Genomic DNA, 23,416 nt, shown 5'->3' with positions numbered 1-23,416 from the left:
GACTGACGCGGATGGAACCGCCCGTGCTGTCCCCGTACCAGTCGCTGATGGCGGCCACCCCCGTCGTGCACCGCTCGGTCCTGGTGGCGGACCGGACCACGCACTTCTGGGAGTACGGCCCCGCCGACGCCGGGACCGCGCCGGCGACCGTCCTCGCGGTGCACGGGTTCCGCGGCGACCACCACGGACTCGAGTCGATCGCCGCGCACCTGGTGTCCGGACACCCGACCGGCGTCCGGGTGATCGTGCCGGACCTGCCCGGGTTCGGCGTGTCCGACCCGCTCCCGACCTCCGACCTCGACGGCTACGTCCACTGGCTCGAGGGCTTCCGGACGGCACTCGGGCTCGACCGTGACACCGTCGTCCTCGGGCACTCCTTCGGGTCGATCGTCGTGTCGGCTGCGGTCGCCGCCGGGCTCGACACCCGGCTGCTCGTCCTGGTGAACCCGATCGCCGCGCCCGCGCTGCAGGGGCCCCGGGCGGTCGGCACCGGCATCGCCATCGCGTACTACCGTCTCGGCGCCTGGTTGCCTCGCCCGCTCGGACTCGGGCTCCTGCGGAACCGGGCGATCGTCCGGGCGATGAGCATCGCGATGCTGAAGTCGCGCCGGCCGTCGCTCCGGCGGTGGGTGCACGACCAGCACGACCGCTACTTCTCGGCCTTCGCGAACCGCACCAGCGTCATGGAGGCGTTCCGGACGTCCGTGACGCACGACGTCGCCCAGTTCGCCGACCGGATCCCGGTGCCGGTCCTGCTGGTCGCCGCCGAGCACGACGACATCACGGCCGTCCCGGAGCAGCGTGCCCTGGCGGAGCGCCTCGCCGACGCGGAACTCGTCGTCGTCCCCGGCGTCGGCCACCTGGTGCACTACGAGACGCCCGCCGCGGCCGCGAGCGCGGTCCTCCGACGGATGCAGACCTCGTGACCCGCCTCCGGATCGGCATCGACTGCCGCTACGTCCGCATCGGCCGCCATGACGGGATCAGCCGCTTCACGGCGGGGGTCGCCGCGCACCTGCCGGACCGACACGACCACGTGCTGCTCGTGTCCGACGAACGGCAGCTCGGATCGCTCCCGTCACACCTGCCGTGGGAACTCGTCCCGGCGCCGACCGAGGTGGGGGAGCCGCTGGTGGCGCGGCGGGTCAACCGCCTGGGCCTCGACGCCGTGTTCTCGCCGATGCAGACGATGGGTTCCCGTGGCCGCCGGTACGCCCTGGTGCTCACGCTCCACGACCTCATCTACTACCGGAACCGCACACCCCCGCGGGAGTTCTCGTGGCCGCTGCGCCTCGGCTGGCGTGCGTTCCACCTGGCCTGGTGGCCCCAGCGGATGCTGCTCAACGGCGCGGACGGGGTCGTGACGGTCTCCGAGACGACCGCTGGGCTGATCCGGGAGCACCGGCTGACCGACCGTCCCGTGACGGTCGCCTACAACGCCGCGGACCCGGCCGAGCCCCGGGACGCCGACGCTCCCCGGCAGAAGTCGCTCGTCTACATGGGCTCGTTCATGCCGTACAAGAACGTCGAGACGCTGGCGGCCGCCCTGCCCCTGCTCGGGCCGGACTGGACCCTGCACTGCATGTCGCGCGTGTCGGACGCCGACCGGGCGCGCATCGGCCGTCTCGCGCCGGCCGGCGCCGTGGTCTTCCACGACGGCGCGAGCGACGAGGAGTACCGGTCGGTGCTCCGGTCCGCCACGGCCCTGGCGACCGCCTCGTACGACGAGGGCTTCGGGATCCCGCTGGTGGAGTCGATGGGCGTCGGGACACCGATCGTCGTCAGCGACATCCCGATCTTCAGGGAGATCGGGGGCGAGGTGGCCGAGTACTTCGACCCCTCGTCGCCCTCTGCCGTCGCGGCTGCGGTCCGCCGACTGGAGGCCCGCTGGGGCACCGCATCGCAGGCGTCGGTCGCGCAGGCGGCCCGGTTCCGCTGGCAGGACTCCGCCGAGCAGGTCGTCCGTGCCGTCGAGCGCGCCGTCTCGGACCGAGCGGCCCACCGCAGCTGACCGGGTCGCCGTCCGGACCTCAGGGCTGGACGGTCCGGACCTGCACGCCCGGGAAGACGTCGTCGCCCACCTGCTCAGCGGCAGCCGCGACCGCGACGAACCCGGTGCCCGTCCCCGCTGACCGGACCGTCACCTGCTGCGCCGCAGGCTCGTCGGAGCGCCCGTCGGCGCCGGCTGCGAACGTGCAGCTGACGCCGACCACGCCACCGATCGCGTCGAGCTGTCCGGCCATCCGCAGTCGTCGCTGGCTGGCATCCTCGGAGTCCGACACCCCGACCTGCTGCGATCCGAAGTCGACGTCGGCCCAGATGCGGACGCCCGAACCCGAGGCATCGGCCGCAGCGGCGCTCACGGCCGAGACGAGTGCGCGGCGGTCGTCGGCACCGAGCGCCGGATCGGCACGCACGAGCGCGGTCACGTCGTAGCCCGCGAACGAGGTCTTCTCACTGCGGGCTCGCTCGACGGCCGTCACCCCGGGCAGCGCCGACGCTGCCGCCACGAACCGCGCCCGGTCGGCCTCGGGCTGCGGGAACACGCCCCCGACGCCGCGTTGCACGCCGGACAGGATCACGCCGAGCACCACGACGAGGACCACCGCGACGCCGATGACGCCGAGGACGATCGCCGTTCCAGCCCGGACCCGCTCGGGACGGGAGCGGGAGCGGATCGACGCCGTGTCCGGTCCGAACGCCGTGTCGAGGTCGTCGTCGTCATCCCACGGATCGCGGCCGCGAGGAGGGTCGGTGTGCCGTCCACCAGCGCTCACAACGTCACCTCGCAGCGGGCGGCCCGAGCGTCGGGCCGCGTCGTCCACCGGAGCGTAGTCCGCGCACTGGGCGTGTGCTCTCGGTCACGCTACGGTGGAGTTCGACGGGGGCACGGGCCTCCGTCGGACGGGGGGGGACCATGCTCTTCACACTCATCGCCGTCGGCGTCGTCATCGTGGCGATCGCCGTCGGGATGGCGGTCGCCGACCGCCGCCGAGCGCGTCTGCTCCGCGACCTGCCGGACGCCGGCGTCCTGCACGGCAGCGGTCCGGGTGACCACGACCTGCGGGTGGCCGAGGCGCAGGCCGCCCGGACCGCGGGTGGGACCGGCTACACGGGCGGTTCGGGCGTCTGACCCGGGTCAGTTCCGGCGTTCGAGCGGGTTCTGGTACTCGAAGGCGTAGCGACCCGGGGCGTCCGAGACGTCCTCGATCGGGTCGTCGGAGCGGACGAGTTCCGCACGGAAGCGCTCCGGGTCCCAGCGGAACGAGTGCACCGAACCGTTCCGGATCGGCACGGTCGACCGCTCGATGGTGCCCGGAGCGGCCGCGTCGACCACGGTCCGGATGACCGCGCCGTGGGTCGCGACGACGACCGAGCCGGCGTCGAAGCGGACGGCGATCTCGGCGAGCGTCTCGGTGACGCGGTCGAGCAGCGCCGCCCGGGATTCGCGACCGGGCACCGCGTCGTGCGGCCAGCGGGACTCGATCTCCGGGTGTGTGAGCCCTTCGGCGTCGCCGTAGGAGCGTTCCCGCAGCCCGTCGTACGTCGATGGCTCGGGGAGGCCGAGGCGCGTGGCGATGATCGTGCCGGTCTCGAGCGCCCGGGACAACGGCGACGAGACGACCGCGTCGAACCGGCGGCGGGTGAGCAGCGCAGCGGTCTCGGCGGCCTGTCGGCGGCCGGTGTCGTTGAGCGGCACGTCCGTCGAACCCTGGATGCGTCGTTGCCGGTTCCAGTCGGTCTCGCCGTGGCGGACCAGGTAGAGGAGCGTCGTCACCCGTCGATCATCGCAGACGCGGACAGCCGCGTCGCCAGTTCGACGAGGGTCTCGGTCGTGCCGGCGTCGATCTTCACCGCGGCACGACGGTCGCTGCGGGTCACGCCGCGGTTCACGATCACGACCGGGTGCTTCCGCCGGGTCGCGTGGTCGAGCAGGCGGACGCCGGAGTTCACGGTCAGCGAGGAACCGACGACGAGCAACGCGTCCGCCTCGGCCACGATCGACACGGCCTCGCGGAACTTCTCGGCGGGGACGAACTCGCCGAAGAACACCACGTCGGGCTTCAGGACGCCGCCGCACACGGTGCAGTCGGGCACCCGGAACCGCTGGACGTCGCTGATCTCCACGTCGCCGTCCGGCTGCAGCTGCACCGAACCCGGTTCGTCGATCCACGGGTTCTCGCGGTCCAGCACCGCGGCCAGGTCGGCGCGGGAGAACACCTGCCCGCAGGTCAGACAGACGGCGCGGTCCATCGAGCCGTGGATCTCGACGACCCGACGGGACCCGGCTCGCAGGTGCAGGCCGTCGACGTTCTGGGTGACGATGCCGCTGACGACCCCGGCGGACTCGAGGGCGGCCAGAGCCCGGTGTCCGTCGTTCGGCCGGGCCGCGGCGAACGTCCGCCACCCCAGGTGCGAGCCCGCCCAGTAGCGCTGGCGCTTCGCGGGGTCGGCCAGGAACTCCTGGAAGGTCATCGGCTTCCGGACGACACGTCCCGCGCCGCGGTAGTCGGGGATGCCGGAGTCGGTGCTGACACCGGCGCCCGTCAGGACGGCGATGCGCTTGCCGCGGAGGACCGCGACCGCCCGGTCGACGTCGGTGACGGTCTCGTCGGTCGCCGTGCCGTCGGTCGCCGTGCCGTCCGTCGCCGTGCCGTCGGTCGCTGTGCCGTCGCTCGTCGCCATCGTGTCCACGGTACCCTCAACCGCCGAGCGTCCCCGGTCCTTCCCCGGGCCGACGTCCGCGACCAGACCACGATCCTCCCGACCGGAACGAGCACCGTGCACCCCGTCCGCATCGACTCCCTCGACGACCCGCGCCTGGACGACTTCGCCCGGCTCACCGACGTGGCGCTCCGCCGCGTGACGGAGCCCGAGGGTGGGCTGTACATCGCCGAGTCGAACACCGTCATCGAGCGCGCCGTCCGTGCCGGGCACGTGCCGCGGAGTGTCCTGGTGCAGGAGAAGTGGTTGGACAGTGTGTTGCCGCTGGTCGCCGAGCACGACGGCCCGGTCTTCGTCGGATCGGACGCGCTGCTCGAGGAGCTCACCGGCTTCCGGATGCACCGCGGCGCGATCGCGGCGATGCACCGACCCGAGCTGCCCAGCGTCGCCGACGTCGTGCGCGACGCCCGGCTCGTCGTCGTCCTCGAGGACATCGTCGACCACACGAACGTCGGGGCCGTCTTCCGCAGCGTCGCCGGTCTCGGTGCCGACGCCGTCCTGGTGAGCCCACGCTGCGCCGACCCGCTCTACCGCCGGAGTGTCCGGGTGAGCATGGGCACCGTGCTGCAGGTTCCCTGGACGCGCATCGGGGAGTGGCCGGCCGCGGGGGAGGACCTCCGCGCGCAGGGCTTCCACGTCGCCGCGATGGCCCTCACCGACCGCTCCGTCGACCTGGAGGAGTTCGTCGCCGACGTGCCGGAGCGGGTCGCCCTGGTCATGGGCACCGAGGGACAGGGCCTCACGCCGGCTGCGGTCGCGGCGGCCGACACCACGGTGCGGATCCCGATGCACCACGGCGTGGACTCACTCAACGTGGCCGCGGCGAGCGCCGTCGGCCTGTGGGCGGTCGCGCACGCGCAACGTGCACGCTGATCCCCTCCTTTAGGCTTGCCGGATGCTCTCCCGACGCGACGCCGCCGTCCGGCTCGACATCACCCTCGAGATGGCGACCCACCACGGGATCCCGTCGCGCCTCAGCGAGGCTGAACTGACAGCGATCGAGCAGGACCCGCCCGCCTGGCTGGTGCAGTCGCGGGCGAACCGCACGGGTGCGAAGAAGGTCTGGGTGCGCCTGGAGTGCGTCGTGTGCGGCTACTGGGAAGAGGCGCGGCCGAAGAAGTGGTGGCCCGACTGGGACCACCTGATGTGCGACTACCACGCGCCGTACCAGGCTCCTGAGCCGACCGCGGGCTTCGTGCGGCACGAGGTCGAGGGTGTCGGCAGCCGGTTCGTCGCGCTGGTCGACGAGAGGGTCGAGCCGCCGCGGTAGCTGCGCGCCGGGGACCGCGTCCCGTTCGACGTGAGCCCTCCCCTGGCGGTCGGCTCGGCAGCGGCGTGCGTGGCATCGACCGGTGCCTGTGCGGAGCGGGACGGTGATGCCGGGAGGCCCACCCCGGCCCCGCGACGAGCCGCACCGGACCCAGGGGGTCGGCCCGGGCCTCCAGTACGATCCGGTCTCGTGCCGAACGTCGTCCGCCGCCCCCGCTCCGCGATCCGGAGGCCCGTGACGGTTGCCGTCATCGCGGTGCTCCTGCTCGTCGTCGCCTTCCTGGTGGCCGCCGCAGTCGTGCCGTTCGCACCGGCGACGGCCAGCACGGCGACGTACCGCCCGCCGACCGCGAGCGCCGCGGACGTCCGGTTCCCGGACTACGGTGCGACGGCGGTGGAGGCCGACGGGTTCCCGGAGAGCCTGACCACCAGCGGGGACCGGAAGGCCCGTTCGATCGCGAGCATCTCGAAGGTCGTCACGGCTCTGGTCGTGCTCGAGGAGAAGCCGCTGCAGCCTGGTGACCAGGGCCCGGGCGTGCGGTTCACGCCCCAGATGGAGGCGCTGTACGGCCAGTACGCGGCGCAGAACGGTGAGGTGGCGCCGCTGCCGAGGAACCTGCGGCTGTCCGAGTACCGGGCGTTCCAGGTGATGCTGATGAAGTCGGCGAACAACTACGCCGGCTCGTTGGCGCTCTGGGCGTTCGGGTCGATGGACGGCTACCGCAAGGCCGCGGCGACCTGGCTCGACGACCACGGCCTGGACGACACCACGATCGTGGAACCGACCGGCCTGGACCCCCGGAACCAGAGCACCGCGACGGACCTGGTCGACCTCGGCAAGCTGGCGTTGGCGGACCCGCTCGTCAAGGAGGTCGTCGGGACGGCGTCGGCGACGGTGCCGGGCGTCGGCGACATCGAGAATTCGAACAAGCTGCTCGGCATGGACGGCGTCGAGGGCATCAAGACCGGCACGCTCGACGAGGCCGGAGCGTGCCTGCTCTTCGCGGCGACCTACCAGCGCGGTGGCCGCACGGTGACGGTGATCGGGGCGATGCTCGGCGGGGTCGACCACGACTCGCTCGATGGCGACGTGCGGAAGCTGCTGCACTCGGTGGCAGACGACTTCCACACCATCACCCTGACGAACGCCGGGCAGACCTTCGGCACGTACCAGGCGCCCTGGCAGGAGGAGGTCGACGCGACGGCGAGCCGGGCCGCATCGCTCCTGGTCTGGGGACGGACCGACGTGACCGCGAAGACGACGCTGGAACCGCTGACGTTCGGGTCGGCGGGGGAGCGCGTCGGGTCGGTGCGGTTCGCGGTGTCGCACCACGACCCGGTGACGGTCCCGCTCGAGCTCGACCGGTCCATCGAGGACCCGGGGGTCTGGTGGCGGTGGTCGAACCCGTTCCGCGGTGTCGAGCTCGACCGGGCGCTCGTCGGCTGACCGGGCCGGCGCTGCCCGTGATCGGGGCTGCGCTCAGTCCCGCGGGGCGACCGGCTGCATCGAGGTCCGCTTGGCCGTGATGCCGTCGCCCGACGACGTCCCACGGACGCGTCGGACCACCCACGGCACGAGGTACTCCTTCGCCCAGCCGAGGTCCTCGACGCGGGCCTCCCGCCAGGGCCGAGCGGCGAGCGGCTCGGGGACCGCGGCGCCGAGTTCGTGGGCGACGCCGAGCGTGTCGAGCACGGCGGCGGCGACGGTGGCGTGTCCCAATGGGGAGTGGTGCAGCCGGTCGGCGGCCCACATCCGCGGGTCCCGCAGCACCCGGAGCGCCCAGAGGTTCGTGACGAGCGCCCCGTGCTGCAGCGCGATGGCCTGCAGGTGCTCGTTGTAGATCGCGGTCTTGCCACGCACCATGCCGAGGACCGGCGTCATGCCGACATCGGGGCCGGTGAACAGCACCACGGTCGCACCGTCACGACGAAGGGTCGCGATCATGCGGTCGTAGCGCTCCGCCAGGGCGTCCGGGTCGGAGCCCGGACGGATGATGTCGTTGCCGCCCGCCGACACGGTGATCAGGTCCGGACCGAGGGCGACGGCGGCCTCGGCCTGCTCGTCGACGATCTGGCCGAGCAGACGTCCGCGCACGGCGAGGTTGGCGTAGCCGAAGTCCTCGTCGGTGCGGTCGGACAGGGTCTCGGCGACGCGGTCGGCCCAGCCGCGGTGTCCGCCGACCGAGTGCGGGTCCGGGTCACCGATCCCCTCGGTGAAGGAGTCGCCGATCGCGACGTACCGGGTCCAGGGATGCTCGTCTGACACGACAGGCGACCGTACTCTCGTCCCATGACCGAGTCCACTCCCGGCAAGCGACGTCCCTGGACCGTTCCGGACGACCTCCTGGCACGCATCGCCGCACGCGCCCCCGGCTACGACACCGACAACGCCTTCTGCGCGGAGGACCTGGCGGAGCTCCGGCAGGCGGGGTACCTCCGGATCGGGGTGCCGATCCGGGACGGAGGCTCGGGGCTGGGTCTCCGCGAGACCGCTGCGGTCCAGCGGACCCTCGCGACCGCCGCACCGGCGACGGCACTCGGGCTCGGCATGCACCAGGTCTGGGTGCAGGCGGCGCGCAGCGTGTCCGTCCGGGGTGGGACGTTCCTCCAGACCGTCACGGACGCAGCGGCGGCGGACCGGCTGCTCGCCTTCGGGGTGAGCGAGCCGGGCAACGACGCCGTCCTCTTCGACTCGCTGACGACAGCCGAGCCGGACGGCGCGGGCGGGTACCGGTTCACCGGCACGAAGGTGTCGACCTCGCTCGCACCCGCGTGGGACCTGCTGAGCGTGTTCGGGAAGGACACCTCGGGCACCGAACCGCGGCTCGTGCACGGTTTCGCGGTCCGTGCCGACGACGGGGTCCGGCACCTGGACGACTGGGACACGCTCGGCATGCGGGCGACGCAGAGCCGGACGACGATCCTCGAGGGGCTGCACGTGCCGGCGGAGCGCATCGTCCGGGTGCTGCCGGTCGGTCCGGTGGCGGACCCGCTCGTGTTCGGGATCTTCGCCGCCTTCGAACTGCTCGTGGCGTCGGTGTACGTGGGGCTCGCCTCGCGCGCCGTCACCCTGGCGGTCGAGCGGGTCGCCGAGCGGGTCGCCATGGACGGGACGCGGCGCTCGGCCGACCCGGACGTCCGGCGCGCGGTCGCCGCGATGCGCAGTGCGACCGACGCCATCGCGCTGCAGGTCGACGCGCTCGCCCGGGACGCCGACGAGCTCGTCGAGCACGACCGGTGGTTCCCGCTGCTCGTCGGCACGAAGGCCCGTGCGGTGGACACGGCGCAGTCCGTGGTGGACGAGGCGCTGCGGGTCGTCGGTGGATCGGCGTTCCGGGCGTCGGACGAACTGGCTCGCCTGGCCCGGGACGTCCGCGCCGGCCAGTACCACCCGTCGACGCGGGACTCGGCGATGCGGACGATCGCGGCGGCGGAGTTCGGGCCGCTGCCCCGCTGAGTCGGGCCCGGTCGCGCGGGGTCCGGTGTCGCGGGCGCCGTCGGTCCGGGTGTCGCCGGTCCGTGCGAGCATGACCCGGTGAGCAAGCAGGACGGACGGAACCGACTCGTCACCGACGCGCCGGTCGACGACGCCACGGCGACGGTCCTGCACGTCGACATGGACGCCTTCTTCGCCTCCGTCGAACTGCTCGACCGCCCCGACCTGGTCGGTCTGCCGGTCATCGTCGGCCACGACTCGGACCGCTCGGTCGTCACGGCCGCCACGTACGAGGCGCGCAGGTACGGCATCAACTCCGCGATGCCGATGGCCGTGGCGAAACGTCGGTGCCCGGCGGCGGTGATCGTCGAGCCGCACTTCGAGAAGTACAGCGCGCGCTCCGCCCAGGTCATGCGGATCTTCGACCGGTTCACGCCGCGGGTCGAGCGCCTCGGGATCGACGAGGCGTTCCTCGACGTGGCCGGTGCGCTCCGGCTCTACGGCACGCCGTGGCAGATCGGCACCGAGATCCGACGGACCGTGTTCGCCGAGACCGGGTTGCACTGCTCGGTCGGTGCCGCGTCCACGAAGTTCGTGGCGAAGCTGGCGTCCAGCCGCGCCAAGCCCGACGGGCTGCTCGTCGTCCCGCACGCGTACACGATCGAGTTCCTGCACCCGCAGCCCGTCTCCGCGCTCTGGGGCGTCGGCGGCAAGACGCAGGAGACCCTCGAGCGCCGGGGGATCCACACCGTCCGCGACCTCGCCACCACGCCGCTGCCGTCGCTCGTGGCCCTGCTCGGACCGTCCGGCGGGCAGCGGCTGCACGACCTCGCCTGGGGCCGCGACCCGCGCACCGTCGAGGCCGGGGTGGGCGAGAAGTCGATCGGGCACGAGGTCACCTTCGGCCGCGACCTCACCGAACGCGACGACGTCGCCCGGGAACTGCTGCGCCTGGCCGAGAAGGTCGCGGTCCGGCTCCGCCGCGCCGAGGTGCAGGCGCGCACGGTCGCGCTGAAGGTCCGGTACACCGACTTCACCACGCTCACCCGGTCCCGCACGCTCGCCGAACCCAGTGACGTCGCCAAGCGGATCCACCGCGAAGCCGTCGAGCTGTACGACGTCCTGCACCGGCCGGGCAACCGCATCCGACTGATCGGCGTCCGCGGCGAGAACCTGGTGCCGGCAGCCGCGAGCAACGCCCTGTGGGACGACGACGCGCCGTGGCGCGAGACCGAGACCACCGTCGACGCCGTCACCGCACGCTTCGGTGCCGGCGTGCTGCGACCCGCCTCGCTCGTCCGCGCGACGCCCGAGCAGCGTGCCCCGCACGCCCGACAGGACTGAGCGTGCCGGTACACTCGGGTGGAGTGAGCGCAGCGGAGAACATCGAGCACCAGGAACCCGCCGAACTCCCGATCGACGGGCCGTCGGCGAACGGGACCGCCCCGACCCAGCCGGCTCCGACCGAACCGGCCGCCATCGCCGAGGTCGCGGGCAACGCGGCCGCCGAGCACCTCTCCCCGGCGTTCCCGGAACGAGCCGCATGGGGCACCGCCTCGAAGCTCCGTGCCTGGCAGGTCGAGGCGTTGACGAAGTACTTCGAGAAGGAACCGCGCGATTTCCTCGCAGCGGCCACCCCGGGCGCGGGCAAGACGACCTTCGCGCTGCGGCTGGCGACCGAGCTGCTCGCCCGCGGCACCGTCGACCGGCTCGTCGTCGTCGCACCGACCGAGCACCTCAAGCGCCAGTGGGCCGACGCCGCCGACCGCGTGAACATCCGACTCGACCCGATGTTCAAGAACGGCGACGGCATGTTCGGTCGGCACTACCAGGGCGTCGCGATCACCTACGCCCAGGTCGGCATGAACCCCGAGGTGCACGAACGGATCACCGCCGGCGGCAAGACCCTGGTCGTCCTCGACGAGGTGCACCACGGCGGCGACGCCCTCACCTGGGGTGACGGCATCCGGCTGGCGTTCTCGAAGGCCACCCGGCGCCTCTCGCTCTCCGGCACCCCGTTCCGTTCCGACACGGCACCGATCCCGTTCGTGCAGTACGCCCCCGACGAGCAGGGCATCCGCACCTCGATCTCCGACTACAACTACGGCTACGGCCGCGCGCTCAAGGACGGCGTCGTCCGACCCGTGCTGTTCATGGCGTACGCCGGCCAGATGCGCTGGAAGACCCGGATGGGCGACGAGATGTCGGCGTCCCTCGGCGAAGCCGTCACGAAGGACATCACCGCGCAGGCCTGGCGGACCGCCCTGTCGCCCGAGGGCGAGTGGATGCCCGCCGTGCTCTCGGCCGCCGACAAACGCCTCACCGAGGTGCGCCGCGGTGTCCCCGACGCCGGTGGGCTGGTCATCGCGACCGACACGACCACCGCCCGGGCCTACGCGCGCATCCTGCAGCGGATAACCGGGGAGCGCCCCACCGTCGTGCTCTCCGACGAGGCCGCCGGTTCCAGCCGCATCCAGTCCTTCGCCGAGGACACCTCGCGCTGGATGGTCGCCGTCCGCATGGTCTCCGAAGGCGTCGACGTCCCGCGTCTGTGCGTCGGCGTGTACGCGACGAGTGCGAGCACACCGCTGTTCTTCGCCCAGGTCATCGGCCGGTTCGTCCGCGCCCGTCGTCGTGGTGAGACCGCGTCGGTGTTCCTGCCGAGCGTGCCCGGCCTGATGGCCCTCGCCGCCACCCTCGAGCTGGAGCGGGACCACGCACTCGACCGTCCGAAGGACGCCGAGGACGGCATGTACAACCCCGAAGACGCCATGGTCGCCGAGGCCAACAAAGAGGAACGTGCCTCCGAGAGCCTGCTCGACATGCAGCCGTTCGAGGCGCTCGACTCGCAGGCGTCCTTCGACCGGGTGCTCTACGACGGCGGTGAGTTCGGCACCGGGGGCGAGGTCGGGTCGCTCGAGGAACTCGACTTCATCGGCATCCCGGGGCTGCTCGAACCCGACCAGGTGCGGGACCTGCTCCGTGCCCGCCAGGCGACCCAGGCGAAGCGGTCCAAGGGGCGCGTGGTGAAGGACGGGCTGCCGAAGGCGCCGGAGCCGGAGAACCGGCCGATGTACATGACCATCAAGGAGCAGCGCTCCGAACTCCAGCGCCTCGTCTCGATCTGGTCCCGGCACGCGAACGAGCCGCACGGGTCGATCCACGCCGAACTCCGTCGGATCAGCGGGGGACCCGCCGTGGCGCAGGCGAGCATCGAGCAGATCCAGAAGCGCATCGACATCCTGCGGTCCCGCATCGGCGGTCGTCGGTGAAGACGGTCCGCGCGTGATCGAGCCCGTCGACGACGACCGCACCTGGTACGTCAAGCGCGACGCGGACTCCTCACCCGAGGCGATCATCGACCGGTTCGGCGGCGGCTACCGGCTCCGGCGGTTCTCGCTGCACGAGTCCCGCCGCACCCAGTACGGCGTCTACACCGGCCGGGAGATCGCCGAGACCGCCTGGTGGCGCCTCCGGGACGGCAGGAAGTGACCCGGATCCGGTACGGATCGCCCGGACAGGTGCGGCGCTGGTGACGGGGACGGGCAGGATCGGGTAGACCGGAGGAATGGCAGACTCCATCCCTCACGTCCTCGTCCTCGGCGGCGGCTCGGCCGGCTACACCGCCGTCAAGCAGCTGCAGAAGCACGCCGCCACGGTGCCGATGCGCATCACCCTCGTGGACCAGAACACGTACTACACGTACCTGCCGTTCCTGCCCGAGGTCGCCGGCGGTCACATCGCCCCCAAGGACGTCACCGTCGAACTCCGACGCGCGCTCCGCAAGACCCGGGTCATCCAGGGCAAGGTGACCGGCATCTCCTCGGCCGACAAGACCGTCGCGGTCGCCACGGCCGGCGGCGACGACCGCACCCTCGGCTACGACCACCTCGTCGTCGCGCTCGGTTCGGTCACCCGCACCTTCCCGACCCCGGGCCTCGACGAGGTCGGCGTCGGGTTCAAGACCGTCGAGGAAGCCGCGTACGTGCGTGCGAAGCTCCTCGACAACATCGCGAAGGCCGCCGCCACCCGCGACGAGGACGAGCGTCGTCGTCTCCTCACCAGCATCTTCATCGGCGGTGGCTACACCGGCGTCGAGGCGATCGGTGAGCTGTTCGACGTCTCGCAGGCCGCGATCGCCACCTACCCGTCCCTCGCCGGCGAGCAGCCCCGCTGGGTGCTCATCGACGCCCTCGACCGCGTCGCGCCCGAGGTCGGGCCGGAGCTGTCGAAGTGGACCCTCGAGTCCCTCCGGGCCCGTGGCATCGACGTCCGCCTGAAGACGACCATGCCGAGCTGCGAGGGCGGCGTCGTCAAGCTGTCCGACGGCGACGAGTTCGCCACCGGCCTGCTCGTCTGGACCGCCGGCGTCAAGCCGAACCCGCTCCTCGACGCCACCGACCTGCCGCGCGGCCCGAAGGGGCACCTCGCCGCCAACGCGAAGCTCCAGGTCGAGGCCGAGGACACCCACGAGGTCGTCCCCGGTGTCTGGGGCCTCGGAGACGTCGCCCAGGTCCCCGACCTGACCGCCGAGAAGCAGCCGGCCTACTACCCGCCGAACGCCCAGAACGCCGTCCGTCAGGCCGTCGTCGTCGCCGACAACATCGTGGCGTCGATCAGCGGCAAGCCGCTCGAGGAGTACCGCCACCCGTCGATCGGCACGGTCGCCTCGTACGGTGTCGCCAAGGGTGCGGCGAACATCAAGGGCATCAAGATGACGAACCTGCTGGCCTGGCTCGCGCACCGCGCCTACCACGTCTACGCGATGCCGACGCTGAACCGCAAGGCGCGCATCGTGATCGGCTGGGTCACCGGTGCGGTGTCCGGCCGCGACGCGACCTCCCTCATCAAGGAGACCGACCCGCGTCGCACCTTCGTCGACGCGGCGAAGAGCTAGCGCACGCGTCGCGACGCGACTGCCTGCCGACGGGAGGCCCGGTACCAGCTGGTACCGGGCCTCCCGTCCGTCCGCCACCGGTCCTGGTGCGCTGCTGCCGGCTGGGACACGGAACGCGACCCTGGACCTCCTCCCATCCGCCGACCGTCAGCGTGGACGACACGACCGAGAGGAGCGCCATGCGCGCCATGACCTACCGCGGCCCCTACCGGGTCCGCGTCGAGGACAAGCCGGACCCCCGCATCGAGCACCCGAACGACGCCGTGATCCGCGTCGAACGGGCGGCGATCTGCGGGTCGGACCTGCACCTGTACCACGGCATGATGCCCGACACCCGCGTCGGCCACACCTTCGGCCACGAGTTCATCGGGGTCGTCGAACAGGTCGGGTCGTCGGTGGAGACCCTCAACGTGGGAGACCGGGTGATGGTGCCGTTCCACATCTCCTGCGGCACCTGCTGGTTCTGCGCCCGCGGTCTCTTCACGAACTGCCACAACGTGAACCCGAACGCCACCGCGGTCGGCGGCATCTTCGGCTACTCGCACACCACCGGCGGCTACGACGGCGGCCAGGCGGAACGCGTCCGGGTGCCGTTCGCCGACGTCGGCCCGCAGGTGATCCCGGACTGGCTCGACCCGGAGGACGCGCTGATGATGACGGACGCGCTGGGCACGGGGTACTTCGGAGCGCAGCTCGCCTCGATCCGCGAGGGCGACACCGTCGTGGTGCTCGGTGCCGGACCCGTCGGGCTGTACGCAGCGAAGTCGGCATGGTTCATGGGCGCCGGACGGGTGATCGTCATCGACCAGCTCGAGTACCGCCTGGCCAAGGCGCGCGAGTTCGCCCAGGCCGAGACGATCAACTTCGCCGAGGTGGACGACGTCGTCGTCGAGATCAAGAAGCAGACGGACTTCCTCGGAGCGGACAGCATCATCGACGCGGTCGGTGCCGAAGCGGACGGCAACTTCCTGATGCACGTCTCGAGCGCCAAGCTGAAGATGCAGGGTGGGTCGCCGGTCGCCCTGAACTGGGCGATCGACGGCGTCCGGAAGGGCGGCACCGTCTCGGCGATGGGTGCCTACGGGCCCATCCCGAACCTCGTGAAGTTCGGCGACGCGATGAACAAGGGCGTCACGATCCACATGAACCAGGCGCCGGTGAAGCGTCAGTGGCCGCGCTTGCTCGAGCACATCCAGGCCGGGCACCTCAAGCCGAGCGACATCATCACGCACCGGGTCCCGCTCGAGCACATCGGTGAGGCCTACCACCTGTTCTCGTCGAAGCTCGACGGGTGCATCAAGCCGGTGATCGTGCCGTGAGCGGGACCGGGAACGGAGAGCAGAGCATGAGCAACGCCGACGACCACATCGCCTACGTGGCGGACAAGCCCCGGGACCTGCCGTCCGCGGACGAGCTGCGGGCACGGATCCCGGGGTGGGGGAGCGACCTGGACCTCGCCGACCGGCCGAGCGTGCCGAAACTGTCCCGCGAGGCCGGCTCCGCCACCAACGCGCACTGGGAGCGTCCCGAGCAGCAGGCCGGGGCAGAGGGACGCGAGCGGTCCATCGAGCACGCCCACGTCACGCCCGTGTTCGGGACCGCGCAGCCGCTCGCCGGTCCCGCCGGGATCGTCAAGCGGTACGCGTACCGGCGGTTCAGCGAGGGGCGCCTGGCGCACTGGATGCTGCTCGTCGTCGGCGACCGGCTCGACGTGGCCACGCACCGCGTGACGGACGCGCTGCGTGGGCGGCCGGACCGGTTGATCCGCGAGACCGGCATCGCGGCGGAGCAGGCGGACAGTCCGATCGGCGCGCGGCTCGGCTCGACCCGGAGCGACTGGCGGCACGGGGTGCTCGACCCGGTCGTCACCATGTGGCCCTACCTGCTCATCGGCGGCGTGGCGGTGTGGGTGGTGCGGCGCGCGCGACGCTGACGCCCAGTGTCCGTGAGGCCAGCGTCCGTGAGGGCGTGCGGGACGGACGGGAGGCGCGTCCACAGGTGGGGACGGGCCTCCCGTCCGTGACGTGGCGGCGGGAGAACGCAGAGCCCCCGTCCCGGGCGCACCAAAATCACGGGCGCACCAAAACGAACGGCCCTCCCGAAGGAGGGCCGTTCGCCGCTTGTCTCAACACAAGTGTTCGAGTACGTGCTCCGAAGAGCGGGTACTGCGTGTCCGAGAGGGGACTTGAACCCCTACGCCCTAATACGGGCACTAGCACCTCAAGCTAGCGCGTCTACCAATTCCGCCACCCGGACTGGGTGTGATGCGTTGCACATGATGCCCGCATCGGGCCGTTCAACCGGGTTTCCCCGGCGTTCCTGCCGAGAGAAGACACTAGCACGGGTGTGAACGCGCGTTGAACACGGTCGCGCATCCCGGGCGCGGCGCAGTCGGAGCGGCTTCGCCGGTAGCGTTGGACCATGACGTCCGAGCTGGAACGCACCGCGGCGATCGCGCGGGACCTGATCCGGATCGACACGACGAACTGGGGTGAGGGGAAGTCGCGCGGTGAGACCGAGGCGGCGCACTACGTCGAGTCCGCGCTGCAGGAGCTCGGGCTCACGCCCCAGCTGTTCGAGTCCGAACCGGACCGCGTCAGCGTCGTCGCCCGCGTGCCCGGTCGTGACCGCAGCAAGCCGGCACTCGTCGTGCACGGACACCTCGACGTCGTCCCCGCCGACCCGGCCAACTGGTCCGTCGACCCGTTCGGCGGCGAGGTGCGCGACGGGTCCCTCTGGGGCCGCGGCGCCGTGGACATGAAGAACATGGACGCGATGATGCTCACCGCGCTGTCGGACGTCATCGAGCAGCGGGGCGCCCCGGAGCGGGACCTGGTGATCGCGTACTTCGCCGACGAGGAGGCGGGCGGCATCCTCGGCGCCCACCACGTGGTCGACACCCACCCCGAGGTCTTCGACGGCGCCACCGCGGCGATCAGCGAGGTCGGTGGCTACTCGATCACGGTCGGTGACCGGCGCGCCTACCTGCTCCAGACCGGCGAGAAGGCCCTGATGTGGGTGAAGCTCACCGCGCGGGGGACCGCGGCGCACGGCTCGCACGTCATCAAGGACAACGCGGTCACCACGATCGCCGCCGCCGTCGCCCGGATCGGCAGCGCGAAATGGCCGGTCCGGCTGTCCGACACGACCACCGCGATGGTCACCGAGGTGGCCCGGTTCCTGGGGGTCGACCCGGTCGCCACCGGACCGGACGAGGTCGCGCTCGCCACCGGCTCGGCCGCCCGCTTCATCCACGCCGCCCTGCACACGACGACGAACCCGACCGTCCTGAGCGCCGGGTACAAGCACAACGTGATCCCCGACCAGGCCACCGCGCTCGTGGACATCCGCTGCCTGCCCGGTGACGAGGACGCGGTCCTGGCCCGGGTTCGCGAACTGGCCGGCGACGACGTCGAGGTCACGATGACGCACCAGGACGTCGGGCTCGAGCAGGACTTCGGCGGCCCGCTCGTCGACGCCGTCCGGGACGTCCTCGAGCGTCACGACCCGGGTGCTCCGGTGCTGCCGTACCTGCTGTCCGGCGGTACCGACAACAAGGCGCTCTCGCGACTGGGCATCGCCGGGTACGGCTTCGTGCCGCTGCAGCTGCCGGCTGGCGTCGACTTCCCCGCGATGTTCCACGGCGTCGACGAGCGCGTTCCGCTCGAGTCGTTGGCGTTCGGCCGCCGCGTCCTCGGGGACCTGTTCGCGACCTACTGATACCGTGCATGGTCGTCGTCGGTGACGGCACAACCGAGTCCAGCACCGGCGAAAGGCCGCACACGTGCACATCTTCGAAGCGATCTTCCTCGGCTTCGTCCAGGGGCTGACGGAGTTCCTGCCGGTCTCCTCCAGCGCCCACTTGCGCATCGTCGGGTTGTTCCTGCCCGACGCACAGGACCCCGGCGCGGCCTTCACGGCGGTGACGCAGCTCGGCACCGAGACCGCCGTGCTCATCTACTTCTGGAAGGACATCGTCCGGATCGTCCGGAAGTGGTTCGGCGCCCTGGCCGGGAAGGTGCCACGGAACGACCCGGACGTCCGCGTCGGATGGCTCGTCATCATCGGCACGATCCCGATCGGCGTCATCGGGCTGCTCCTGCAGGACACCATCGAGACCACGTTCCGGTCGCTGTGGATCGTCGCCATCGTCCTCATCGTCTTCGGGGTCGTCCTGGGCGTGCTGGACCGCGTCGGCCGCAAGGTCCGTCCGATCGAGCAGATGACCTTCACCGGCGGCATCCTGATCGGCCTGGCACAGGTCCTGGCGCTCGTGCCGGGTGTCTCCCGCTCCGGAGCCACCGTGTCGATGGGGCTCGCCCTCGGGTACACGCGGCCGGCCGCGGCGCGGTTCGCGTTCCTCCTGGCGATCCCCGCGGTGTTCCTGTCCGGCCTGTACGAGGCAGCGACGAGCCTCGGTGACACCGGCGCACCGTTCGGCCTGGCGGACACGCTCATCGCGACCGTGGTGGCGTTCGTCGTCGGCTTCGTCGTGATCGCCGCCTTCATGAACTACATCAGCAAGCGGAGCTTCATGCCCTTCGTCGTCTACCGGATCCTGCTCGGCATCGTCCTCATCGTGCTGCTCTCGCTCGGGGTGGTGCAGGCATGAGGGCCTGGTCGGCACCGTCCGTCCCGGAGGTCCCCGGCGCCGGTCCCCGCCCGGTCGTCCACGACACCGCCACCGGCAAGCCCGTCGACCCGACGCGCGGTGCCGACCGGGCGGCGCTGTACGTCTGTGGCATCACGCCCTACGACGCCACGCACCTGGGCCACGCCGCCACCTACCTGGCGTTCGACACGCTCGGCCGGGTCTGGCGCGACGCCGGCCTGCAGGTGCAGTACGCCCAGAACACCACCGACGTCGACGACCCGCTGCTGGAGCGCGCGACCCGCGACGGCGTCGACTGGCGGGAGCTCGCCGCGTCGCAGATCGACCTGTTCCGCCGCGACATGGAGGCCCTCCGCGTCCTGCCGCCGGACGACTACGTGGCCGTCACGGACGAGGTCGACCGCGTCGCCGAGGCCGTCGCCTACCTCGAGGAGACCGGCGCCGCCTACACCGTGCCCACGCCCGATTCCGACGGCGAGGACCTGTACTTCGACGTGAACCGGGCGAACGACGTGTGGACGCTCGGTGACGAGAGCCGTCTGGACCGCGACACCATGCTCGCCCTCTCCGCCGAACGCGGCGGTGACCCCGACCGCCCCGGCAAGCGCGACCCCCTCGACCCGCTCCTGTGGCGTGCCGAGCGCCAGGGCGAGCCGAGCTGGGACACCGAGATCGGCCCCGGGCGTCCCGGCTGGCACATCGAGTGCAGCGTCATCGCGGGCGACCGGCTCGGCCTGCCGATCAGTGTGCAGGGCGGCGGCAGCGACCTGGTCTTCCCGCACCACGAGATGAGCGCCGGGCACGCCGCAGCCCTCGCCCAGCAGCCGCTCGCGAACGCGTTCGTGCACACCGGCATGGTCGCCTACCAGGGCACGAAGATCTCGAAGTCGCTCGGCAACCTGGTCACGGTCCGCGGTCTGCTGGACGCCGGCGCCGATCCGCGGGCGATCCGCTTGGCGCTGCTGTCGCACCGCTACTCCGACGACTGGGAGTGGTTCGACGGCGACCTCGAGGACGCCGAGCGCCGGCTGGCGTCCTGGGACGCCTGGGCCGCGGGCGGTCGCGGCGAGCAGGACGACGCCGACCAGGTGATCGGCCGCCTCCGCGCCCGCGTCGCGGACGACCTCGACACGCCGGGTGCCGTCGCGGTCGTCGACACCGCGATCGCGGCCGGCACGGCGGCGACGCCCGAGCTCGTCGACCTGGTCGACGCGCTCCTCGGCATCCGCATCGGCTGACGCGGCGCGCCTGCGCGCACGCCCACCCGCTTCGCCGAGGTGCCGACACCCCGGTGTCCCGGGGCCCGAGGTGCCGGTGTCCCGGCACCTCGGGCGACCGGCGACCGGCGGGCGGCGAGTCGCGCCGTCTCGGCGAGCGGAGTCGCGTTCCTGACGCACGCACCGGACGGACGGGAGGCCCGGGACCAGCTGGTCCCGGGCCTCCCGTCCGTCAGGGTCTCGCGCCTACTGCGGCGGCTGCGGCGGACGCCACGGCCCCTCACCCGCCGCCCCGTTGCCGTCCTTGCCGTCCTTGTGCTCGCGACGCCGGAGGTACTGCTCGAACTCCTGCGCGATGGCGTCCCCCGAGGCCTCCGGGGAGTCGACGGTGTCACGCGCCTGCTCGAGCTGCCCGATGTACGACGCCATGTCCTCGTCGTCCGAGGCGAGGGCGTCGATGCCCTCCTCCCACTGCGCGGCGTCGTCGAGCAGCGTGCCGCGGGGCACGGTGACGTCGGTGAGCTCCTCCATCTTGTCGAGGAGTGACAGCGTGGCCTTGGGGGAGGGTGCGTTGTGCACGTAGTGCGGGACCGACGCCCACAGCGAGAGCGTCGTGAGCCCGGCCTTGTCCATCGAGTCGGCGAGGACCCCGAGGATGCCGGTGGGCCCCTCGTACGTCGACTTGTCCACGTCGAACGCGGCCCGGACGCCGGCGTTCTCGCTCGACACGAAGACCGAGATCGGACGGGTGTGCGGCACGTCGGCGAGCATCGCGCCGACGAACACGACGGCGTCGATCGAGTAGACGTCGGCCAGGTCGATGACCTCGGCGCAGAAGCCGCGCCAGGTGCGCGACGGTTCGGGGCCGACGAGGACGAACACGTCGCGTTCGGTCGGGGCACCGGTCGCCCCGATCACCGGGCGGCCCTCGGCGCTGGGGCCGTGCAGGACGATGCGGGGCCACTGCACTCCGCGTTCGCCGTCGTCGTCGAAACCGACCTCGGGCCGGTTGAACTGGTAGTCGACGTAGCGTTCCCCGTCGATCTCGCGCAGTTCGTCGAGCTCGAGCGAGTCGACGATGCGTCGGGCGAGACCGCTCGCGGCCTCTCCCGCGTCGTTCCAGCCCTCGAACGCGACGACGAGGAGCCGTCCGTCACTGAAGGGGGAGTGCTGTGGCACGGCAGGGCCTCCTGGTGGTGGAGTGGTCCGCCGCGCTCACGCGCGTGCCGACCGGACACGATCAGGCATCCACGATAGTCCCGCTCTCCACAGGCCGCCGTCCACCGACCGCGCCGCCGGTAGACTCGTCGCCCGTGACCGCGCAACCCCCCACCCCCGCCCAGCCCGCATCGGTGCTGCCCGCAGCCGTGCTGTGGGACATGGACGGCACGATCATCGACACCGAGCCGATCTGGCAGGAGTCGCAGGTCGTGCTCACCGCCCGCTACGGCGCCGAGTGGACCCACCAGGACGGTCTGTCGCTCGTCGGCAGTGGCCTGGAGCGGTCGGGGGAGATCCTCCGTGACAAGGGCGTCGACCTGGAGGTCGAGGAGATCGTCCAGTGGATGACCGACTTCGTGGTCGAGCGGCTGCACGGTGACGACCTGCCCTGGCGTCCCGGCGCCCGTGAACTCGTCGAGGAACTGCACGACCGCGGCATCCCGACGGCCCTCGTGACGATGTCCCGTCGGACGATGGCGCTCGTGACGGCCGAGGCGTTCGGTGCCCGCGGTTTCCGGGTCGTCGTGGCCGGTGACGACGTCGACCGTCCGAAGCCGCACCCGGACGCGTACCTGACCGCCGCCGCACAGCTCGGCGTCGAACCCACCGCCTGCGTCGCGATCGAGGACTCCGCCACGGGCGTCGCCTCCGCCCGGGCCTCGGGCGCCGTCACCGTCGCGGTGGAGCACATCGTCCCGATCGCCGAGGGCGCGAGCGACGTCCACCTCACCACGTTGGACGGCGTCGACGTCGACCGCCTGCTCGAACTCACCGGCCCGGCGCTCAGCGCGCGGGCAGCCGAACGCCAAGGAGGCCCGACCTCCGTCCCGACGTCGGCCCCCGCCACCGAAGGGGACGCGCGATGAGCGACGACACCACCGTGCACGACGCCGCTGCTGTTCCGGAGGCCGAGCTGCCGCACACCGCCGGCGGCGCCCCGCACACCCCGCCCCGCGGTCCGTTCCGCGCCGGTGACCGGGTGCAGCTGACCGGGCCGAAGGGCAAGCTCACGACGCTCTCGCTCGAGCCCGGCGTGGTCTACCACACGCACCGCGGCATGCTCGCGCACGACGACGTCATCGGCCAGCCGGACGGGTCGGTCATCCGGGCCAGCACGGGCGACGAGTACCTGGCCCTCCGGCCGCTCCTCAACGACTACGTCATGTCGATGCCGCGCGGAGCCGCGATCGTCTACCCGAAGGACGCGGCACAGATTGTCGCCTTCGCGGACGTCTTCCCCGGCGCCCGCGTGGTCGAGGCCGGCGTCGGGTCGGGCGCACTGTCGCTCTGGCTCCTCCGCGCCATCGGCCCGAGCGGCAGCCTGCAGTCCTTCGAGCGACGCGAGGAGTTCGCGGCGATCGCCCGTGGCAACGTGGGCACGTTCCTCGGCGCCGTCCCCGACAACTGGTCGGTCACCGTCGGCGACCTGGTCGAGGAACTGCCGCAGGCCGTCGAGCCGCAGAGCATCGACCGCGTCGTGCTCGACATGCTCGCGCCCTGGGAGTGCGTCGACGAGGCAGCCGACGCCCTCGCGCCCGGGGGTCTCATCGTCTGCTACGTCGCCACGGTGACGCAGCTCTCCCGCACCGCCGAGGCGCTCCGCGACACCGGACGCTTCACCGACCCGCAGTCGAGCGAGACCCTGGTGCGCACCTGGCACGTCGAGGGTCTCGCAGTCCGACCCGACCACCGCATGGTGGCGCACACCGGCTTCCTCATCACGGCCCGTCGACTGGCCGACGGTGTCGTCCTACCGAACCTGAAGCGTCGAGCCGGCAAGGCGGAGTTCTCCGACGAGGACGTCGAGGCGTGGACCCCCGGCGCGGTCGGCGAGCGCGGTGCCAGCGACAAGAAGCTCCGGAAGGTCGCCCGTCAGGCTGCAGCCCAGGCGCGGAAGGTCGCCGCTGCCGAAGCGGCGTCCGAGGCCGCCGTCGCGGCAGCGTCCGAGCCCACGGCAGCGGTCCTCGGGGCGTCCGGTCCCTCCGACGGCGACCGGTAGGCTTCCCCCGTGCCCGTCCTGCATCGACCGGAAAGAGGAT

23 protein-coding genes and 1 tRNA gene are annotated in these 23,416 nt (G+C 72.0%); 18 read left to right on the top strand and 6 right to left on the bottom strand.

The genetic code is table 11. The features are described from left to right. The first annotated feature begins 11 nt into the window (after window positions 1–11). Both DEJ24_RS02655 and DEJ24_RS02650 read left to right on the top strand, forming a co-directional pair. The gene (locus tag DEJ24_RS02655; RefSeq protein WP_111077181.1) at window positions 12–926 is read left to right on the top strand and encodes an alpha/beta fold hydrolase; all 915 of its coding nucleotides are present in this window, start codon (window positions 12–14) and stop codon (window positions 924–926) included. Then, complete coding sequence (locus DEJ24_RS02650; RefSeq protein WP_111077180.1) at window positions 923–2,011, top strand: glycosyltransferase family 1 protein; 1,089 nt, start codon at window positions 923–925, stop codon at window positions 2,009–2,011. Before DEJ24_RS02655 ends, DEJ24_RS02650 begins: the two co-directional genes overlap by 4 nt. A 19-nt stretch (window positions 2,012–2,030) precedes the next feature. Here the strand turns inward: DEJ24_RS02650 and DEJ24_RS02645 are convergent, their stop codons facing one another. After that, window positions 2,031–2,777, bottom strand: a complete 747-nt coding sequence (locus DEJ24_RS02645) for a hypothetical protein (RefSeq protein WP_111077179.1) — start codon at window positions 2,775–2,777, stop codon at window positions 2,031–2,033. A gap of 140 nt (window positions 2,778–2,917) precedes the next feature. Here DEJ24_RS02645 and DEJ24_RS02640 point away from each other — a divergent pair, with 140 nt between their 5' ends. Continuing rightward, window positions 2,918–3,133: a hypothetical protein gene (locus DEJ24_RS02640; protein ID WP_111077178.1), complete on the top strand. Its 216-nt coding sequence runs from the start codon at window positions 2,918–2,920 to the stop codon at window positions 3,131–3,133. A gap of 6 nt (window positions 3,134–3,139) precedes the next feature. On the opposite strand, the gene DEJ24_RS02635 is transcribed toward DEJ24_RS02640, so the two are convergent. Both DEJ24_RS02635 and DEJ24_RS02630 read right to left on the bottom strand, forming a co-directional pair. Further along, window positions 3,140–3,778 (bottom strand): histidine phosphatase family protein, encoded by a 639-nt coding sequence (locus tag DEJ24_RS02635; RefSeq protein WP_110902262.1) that lies wholly within the window; start codon window positions 3,776–3,778, stop codon window positions 3,140–3,142. Then, window positions 3,775–4,686 carry an NAD-dependent protein deacetylase gene (locus DEJ24_RS02630; RefSeq protein WP_111077349.1) on the bottom strand — a complete coding sequence of 304 codons (912 nt, stop codon included), beginning with the start codon at window positions 4,684–4,686 and terminating at the stop codon, window positions 3,775–3,777. The genes DEJ24_RS02635 and DEJ24_RS02630 overlap by 4 nt, the downstream gene beginning before the upstream one ends. Window positions 4,687–4,782: 96 nt before the next feature. On the opposite strand from DEJ24_RS02630, the gene DEJ24_RS02625 reads away from it, so the two are divergent. The 3 genes from DEJ24_RS02625 to DEJ24_RS02615 all read left to right on the top strand — a co-directional run bounded on the left by DEJ24_RS02625 (window position 4,783) and on the right by DEJ24_RS02615 (window position 7,441). Then, window positions 4,783–5,598: an RNA methyltransferase gene (locus DEJ24_RS02625; protein WP_110902263.1), complete on the top strand. Its 816-nt coding sequence runs from the start codon at window positions 4,783–4,785 to the stop codon at window positions 5,596–5,598. Between the two features lie 22 nt (window positions 5,599–5,620). Next, the gene (locus DEJ24_RS02620; RefSeq protein WP_111077177.1) at window positions 5,621–5,995 is read left to right on the top strand and encodes a hypothetical protein; all 375 of its coding nucleotides are present in this window, start codon (window positions 5,621–5,623) and stop codon (window positions 5,993–5,995) included. Between the two features lie 189 nt (window positions 5,996–6,184). After that, window positions 6,185–7,441: a D-alanyl-D-alanine carboxypeptidase family protein gene (locus tag DEJ24_RS02615; RefSeq protein WP_146245921.1), complete on the top strand. Its 1,257-nt coding sequence runs from the start codon at window positions 6,185–6,187 to the stop codon at window positions 7,439–7,441. Between the two features lie 33 nt (window positions 7,442–7,474). Here the strand turns inward: DEJ24_RS02615 and DEJ24_RS02610 are convergent, their stop codons facing one another. Continuing rightward, window positions 7,475–8,260, bottom strand: coding sequence for an SGNH/GDSL hydrolase family protein (locus DEJ24_RS02610; RefSeq protein ID WP_111077175.1), 786 nt, complete (start codon window positions 8,258–8,260; stop codon window positions 7,475–7,477). 24 nt (window positions 8,261–8,284) lie between these two features. Between DEJ24_RS02610 and DEJ24_RS02605 the strand changes: the two genes are divergently transcribed. The 7 genes from DEJ24_RS02605 (at window position 8,285) to DEJ24_RS02575 (ending at window position 16,260) form a co-directional block, all read left to right on the top strand. After that, window positions 8,285–9,451, top strand: a complete 1,167-nt coding sequence (locus tag DEJ24_RS02605) for an acyl-CoA dehydrogenase family protein (protein WP_111077174.1) — start codon at window positions 8,285–8,287, stop codon at window positions 9,449–9,451. 78 nt (window positions 9,452–9,529) lie between these two features. Beyond that, window positions 9,530–10,774: a DNA polymerase IV gene (gene dinB / locus DEJ24_RS02600; RefSeq protein ID WP_110902269.1), complete on the top strand. Its 1,245-nt coding sequence runs from the start codon at window positions 9,530–9,532 to the stop codon at window positions 10,772–10,774. Window positions 10,775–10,908: 134 nt separating this feature from the next. After that, window positions 10,909–12,702, top strand: coding sequence for a DEAD/DEAH box helicase (locus DEJ24_RS02595; RefSeq protein ID WP_111077348.1), 1,794 nt, complete (start codon window positions 10,909–10,911; stop codon window positions 12,700–12,702). Between the two features lie 13 nt (window positions 12,703–12,715). Further along, a complete protein-coding gene (locus tag DEJ24_RS02590; protein WP_110902270.1) occupies window positions 12,716–12,922 on the top strand; it encodes a hypothetical protein in 207 nt (68 codons plus the stop codon). A gap of 76 nt (window positions 12,923–12,998) precedes the next feature. Then, window positions 12,999–14,327 carry an NAD(P)/FAD-dependent oxidoreductase gene (locus tag DEJ24_RS02585; RefSeq protein ID WP_111077173.1) on the top strand — a complete coding sequence of 443 codons (1,329 nt, stop codon included), beginning with the start codon at window positions 12,999–13,001 and terminating at the stop codon, window positions 14,325–14,327. Window positions 14,328–14,506: 179 nt separating this feature from the next. Next, a complete protein-coding gene (locus tag DEJ24_RS02580; protein WP_111077347.1) occupies window positions 14,507–15,646 on the top strand; it encodes a zinc-dependent alcohol dehydrogenase in 1,140 nt (379 codons plus the stop codon). Window positions 15,647–15,672: 26 nt separating this feature from the next. Continuing rightward, window positions 15,673–16,260, top strand: coding sequence for a hypothetical protein (locus DEJ24_RS02575; RefSeq protein WP_220033180.1), 588 nt, complete (start codon window positions 15,673–15,675; stop codon window positions 16,258–16,260). A 237-nt stretch (window positions 16,261–16,497) separates the two neighbouring features. Here the strand turns inward: DEJ24_RS02575 and DEJ24_RS02570 are convergent. Next, window positions 16,498–16,583 (bottom strand) — tRNA-Leu (locus DEJ24_RS02570). Between the two features lie 165 nt (window positions 16,584–16,748). On the opposite strand from DEJ24_RS02570, the gene DEJ24_RS02565 reads away from it, so the two are divergent. From DEJ24_RS02565 to mshC, 3 genes are all read left to right on the top strand, one after another. Further along, on the top strand, window positions 16,749–18,047 hold the full coding sequence (locus DEJ24_RS02565; protein WP_111077172.1) for a M20/M25/M40 family metallo-hydrolase: 1,299 nt from the start codon (window positions 16,749–16,751) through the stop codon (window positions 18,045–18,047). 64 nt (window positions 18,048–18,111) lie between these two features. Next, a complete protein-coding gene (locus DEJ24_RS02560; protein ID WP_110902274.1) occupies window positions 18,112–18,939 on the top strand; it encodes an undecaprenyl-diphosphate phosphatase in 828 nt (275 codons plus the stop codon). Further along, complete coding sequence (gene mshC, locus DEJ24_RS02555; RefSeq protein WP_111077171.1) at window positions 18,936–20,177, top strand: cysteine--1-D-myo-inosityl 2-amino-2-deoxy-alpha-D-glucopyranoside ligase; 1,242 nt, start codon at window positions 18,936–18,938, stop codon at window positions 20,175–20,177. The genes DEJ24_RS02560 and mshC overlap by 4 nt, the downstream gene beginning before the upstream one ends. Window positions 20,178–20,402: 225 nt before the next feature. Here the strand turns inward: mshC and DEJ24_RS02550 are convergent, their stop codons facing one another. Beyond that, a complete protein-coding gene (locus DEJ24_RS02550; protein WP_110902276.1) occupies window positions 20,403–21,335 on the bottom strand; it encodes a proteasome assembly chaperone family protein in 933 nt (310 codons plus the stop codon). Window positions 21,336–21,469: 134 nt separating this feature from the next. Here DEJ24_RS02550 and DEJ24_RS02545 point away from each other — a divergent pair, with 134 nt between their 5' ends. After that, window positions 21,470–22,243: an HAD family phosphatase gene (locus DEJ24_RS02545; protein ID WP_258374529.1), complete on the top strand. Its 774-nt coding sequence runs from the start codon at window positions 21,470–21,472 to the stop codon at window positions 22,241–22,243. Beyond that, entirely contained in the window at window positions 22,240–23,376 is a 1,137-nt protein-coding gene (locus tag DEJ24_RS02540) for a tRNA (adenine-N1)-methyltransferase (protein ID WP_258374528.1), read from the top strand. Before DEJ24_RS02545 ends, DEJ24_RS02540 begins: the two co-directional genes overlap by 4 nt. Window positions 23,377–23,416 lie beyond the last annotated feature (40 nt).

Source organism: Curtobacterium sp. MCPF17_001, from assembly GCF_003234615.1.
GTDB lineage: Bacteria > Actinomycetota > Actinomycetes > Actinomycetales > Microbacteriaceae > Curtobacterium.
The sequence above is the reverse complement of the archived record's forward strand: the minus strand, read 5'-3'. Positions and strand labels throughout refer to the sequence as shown.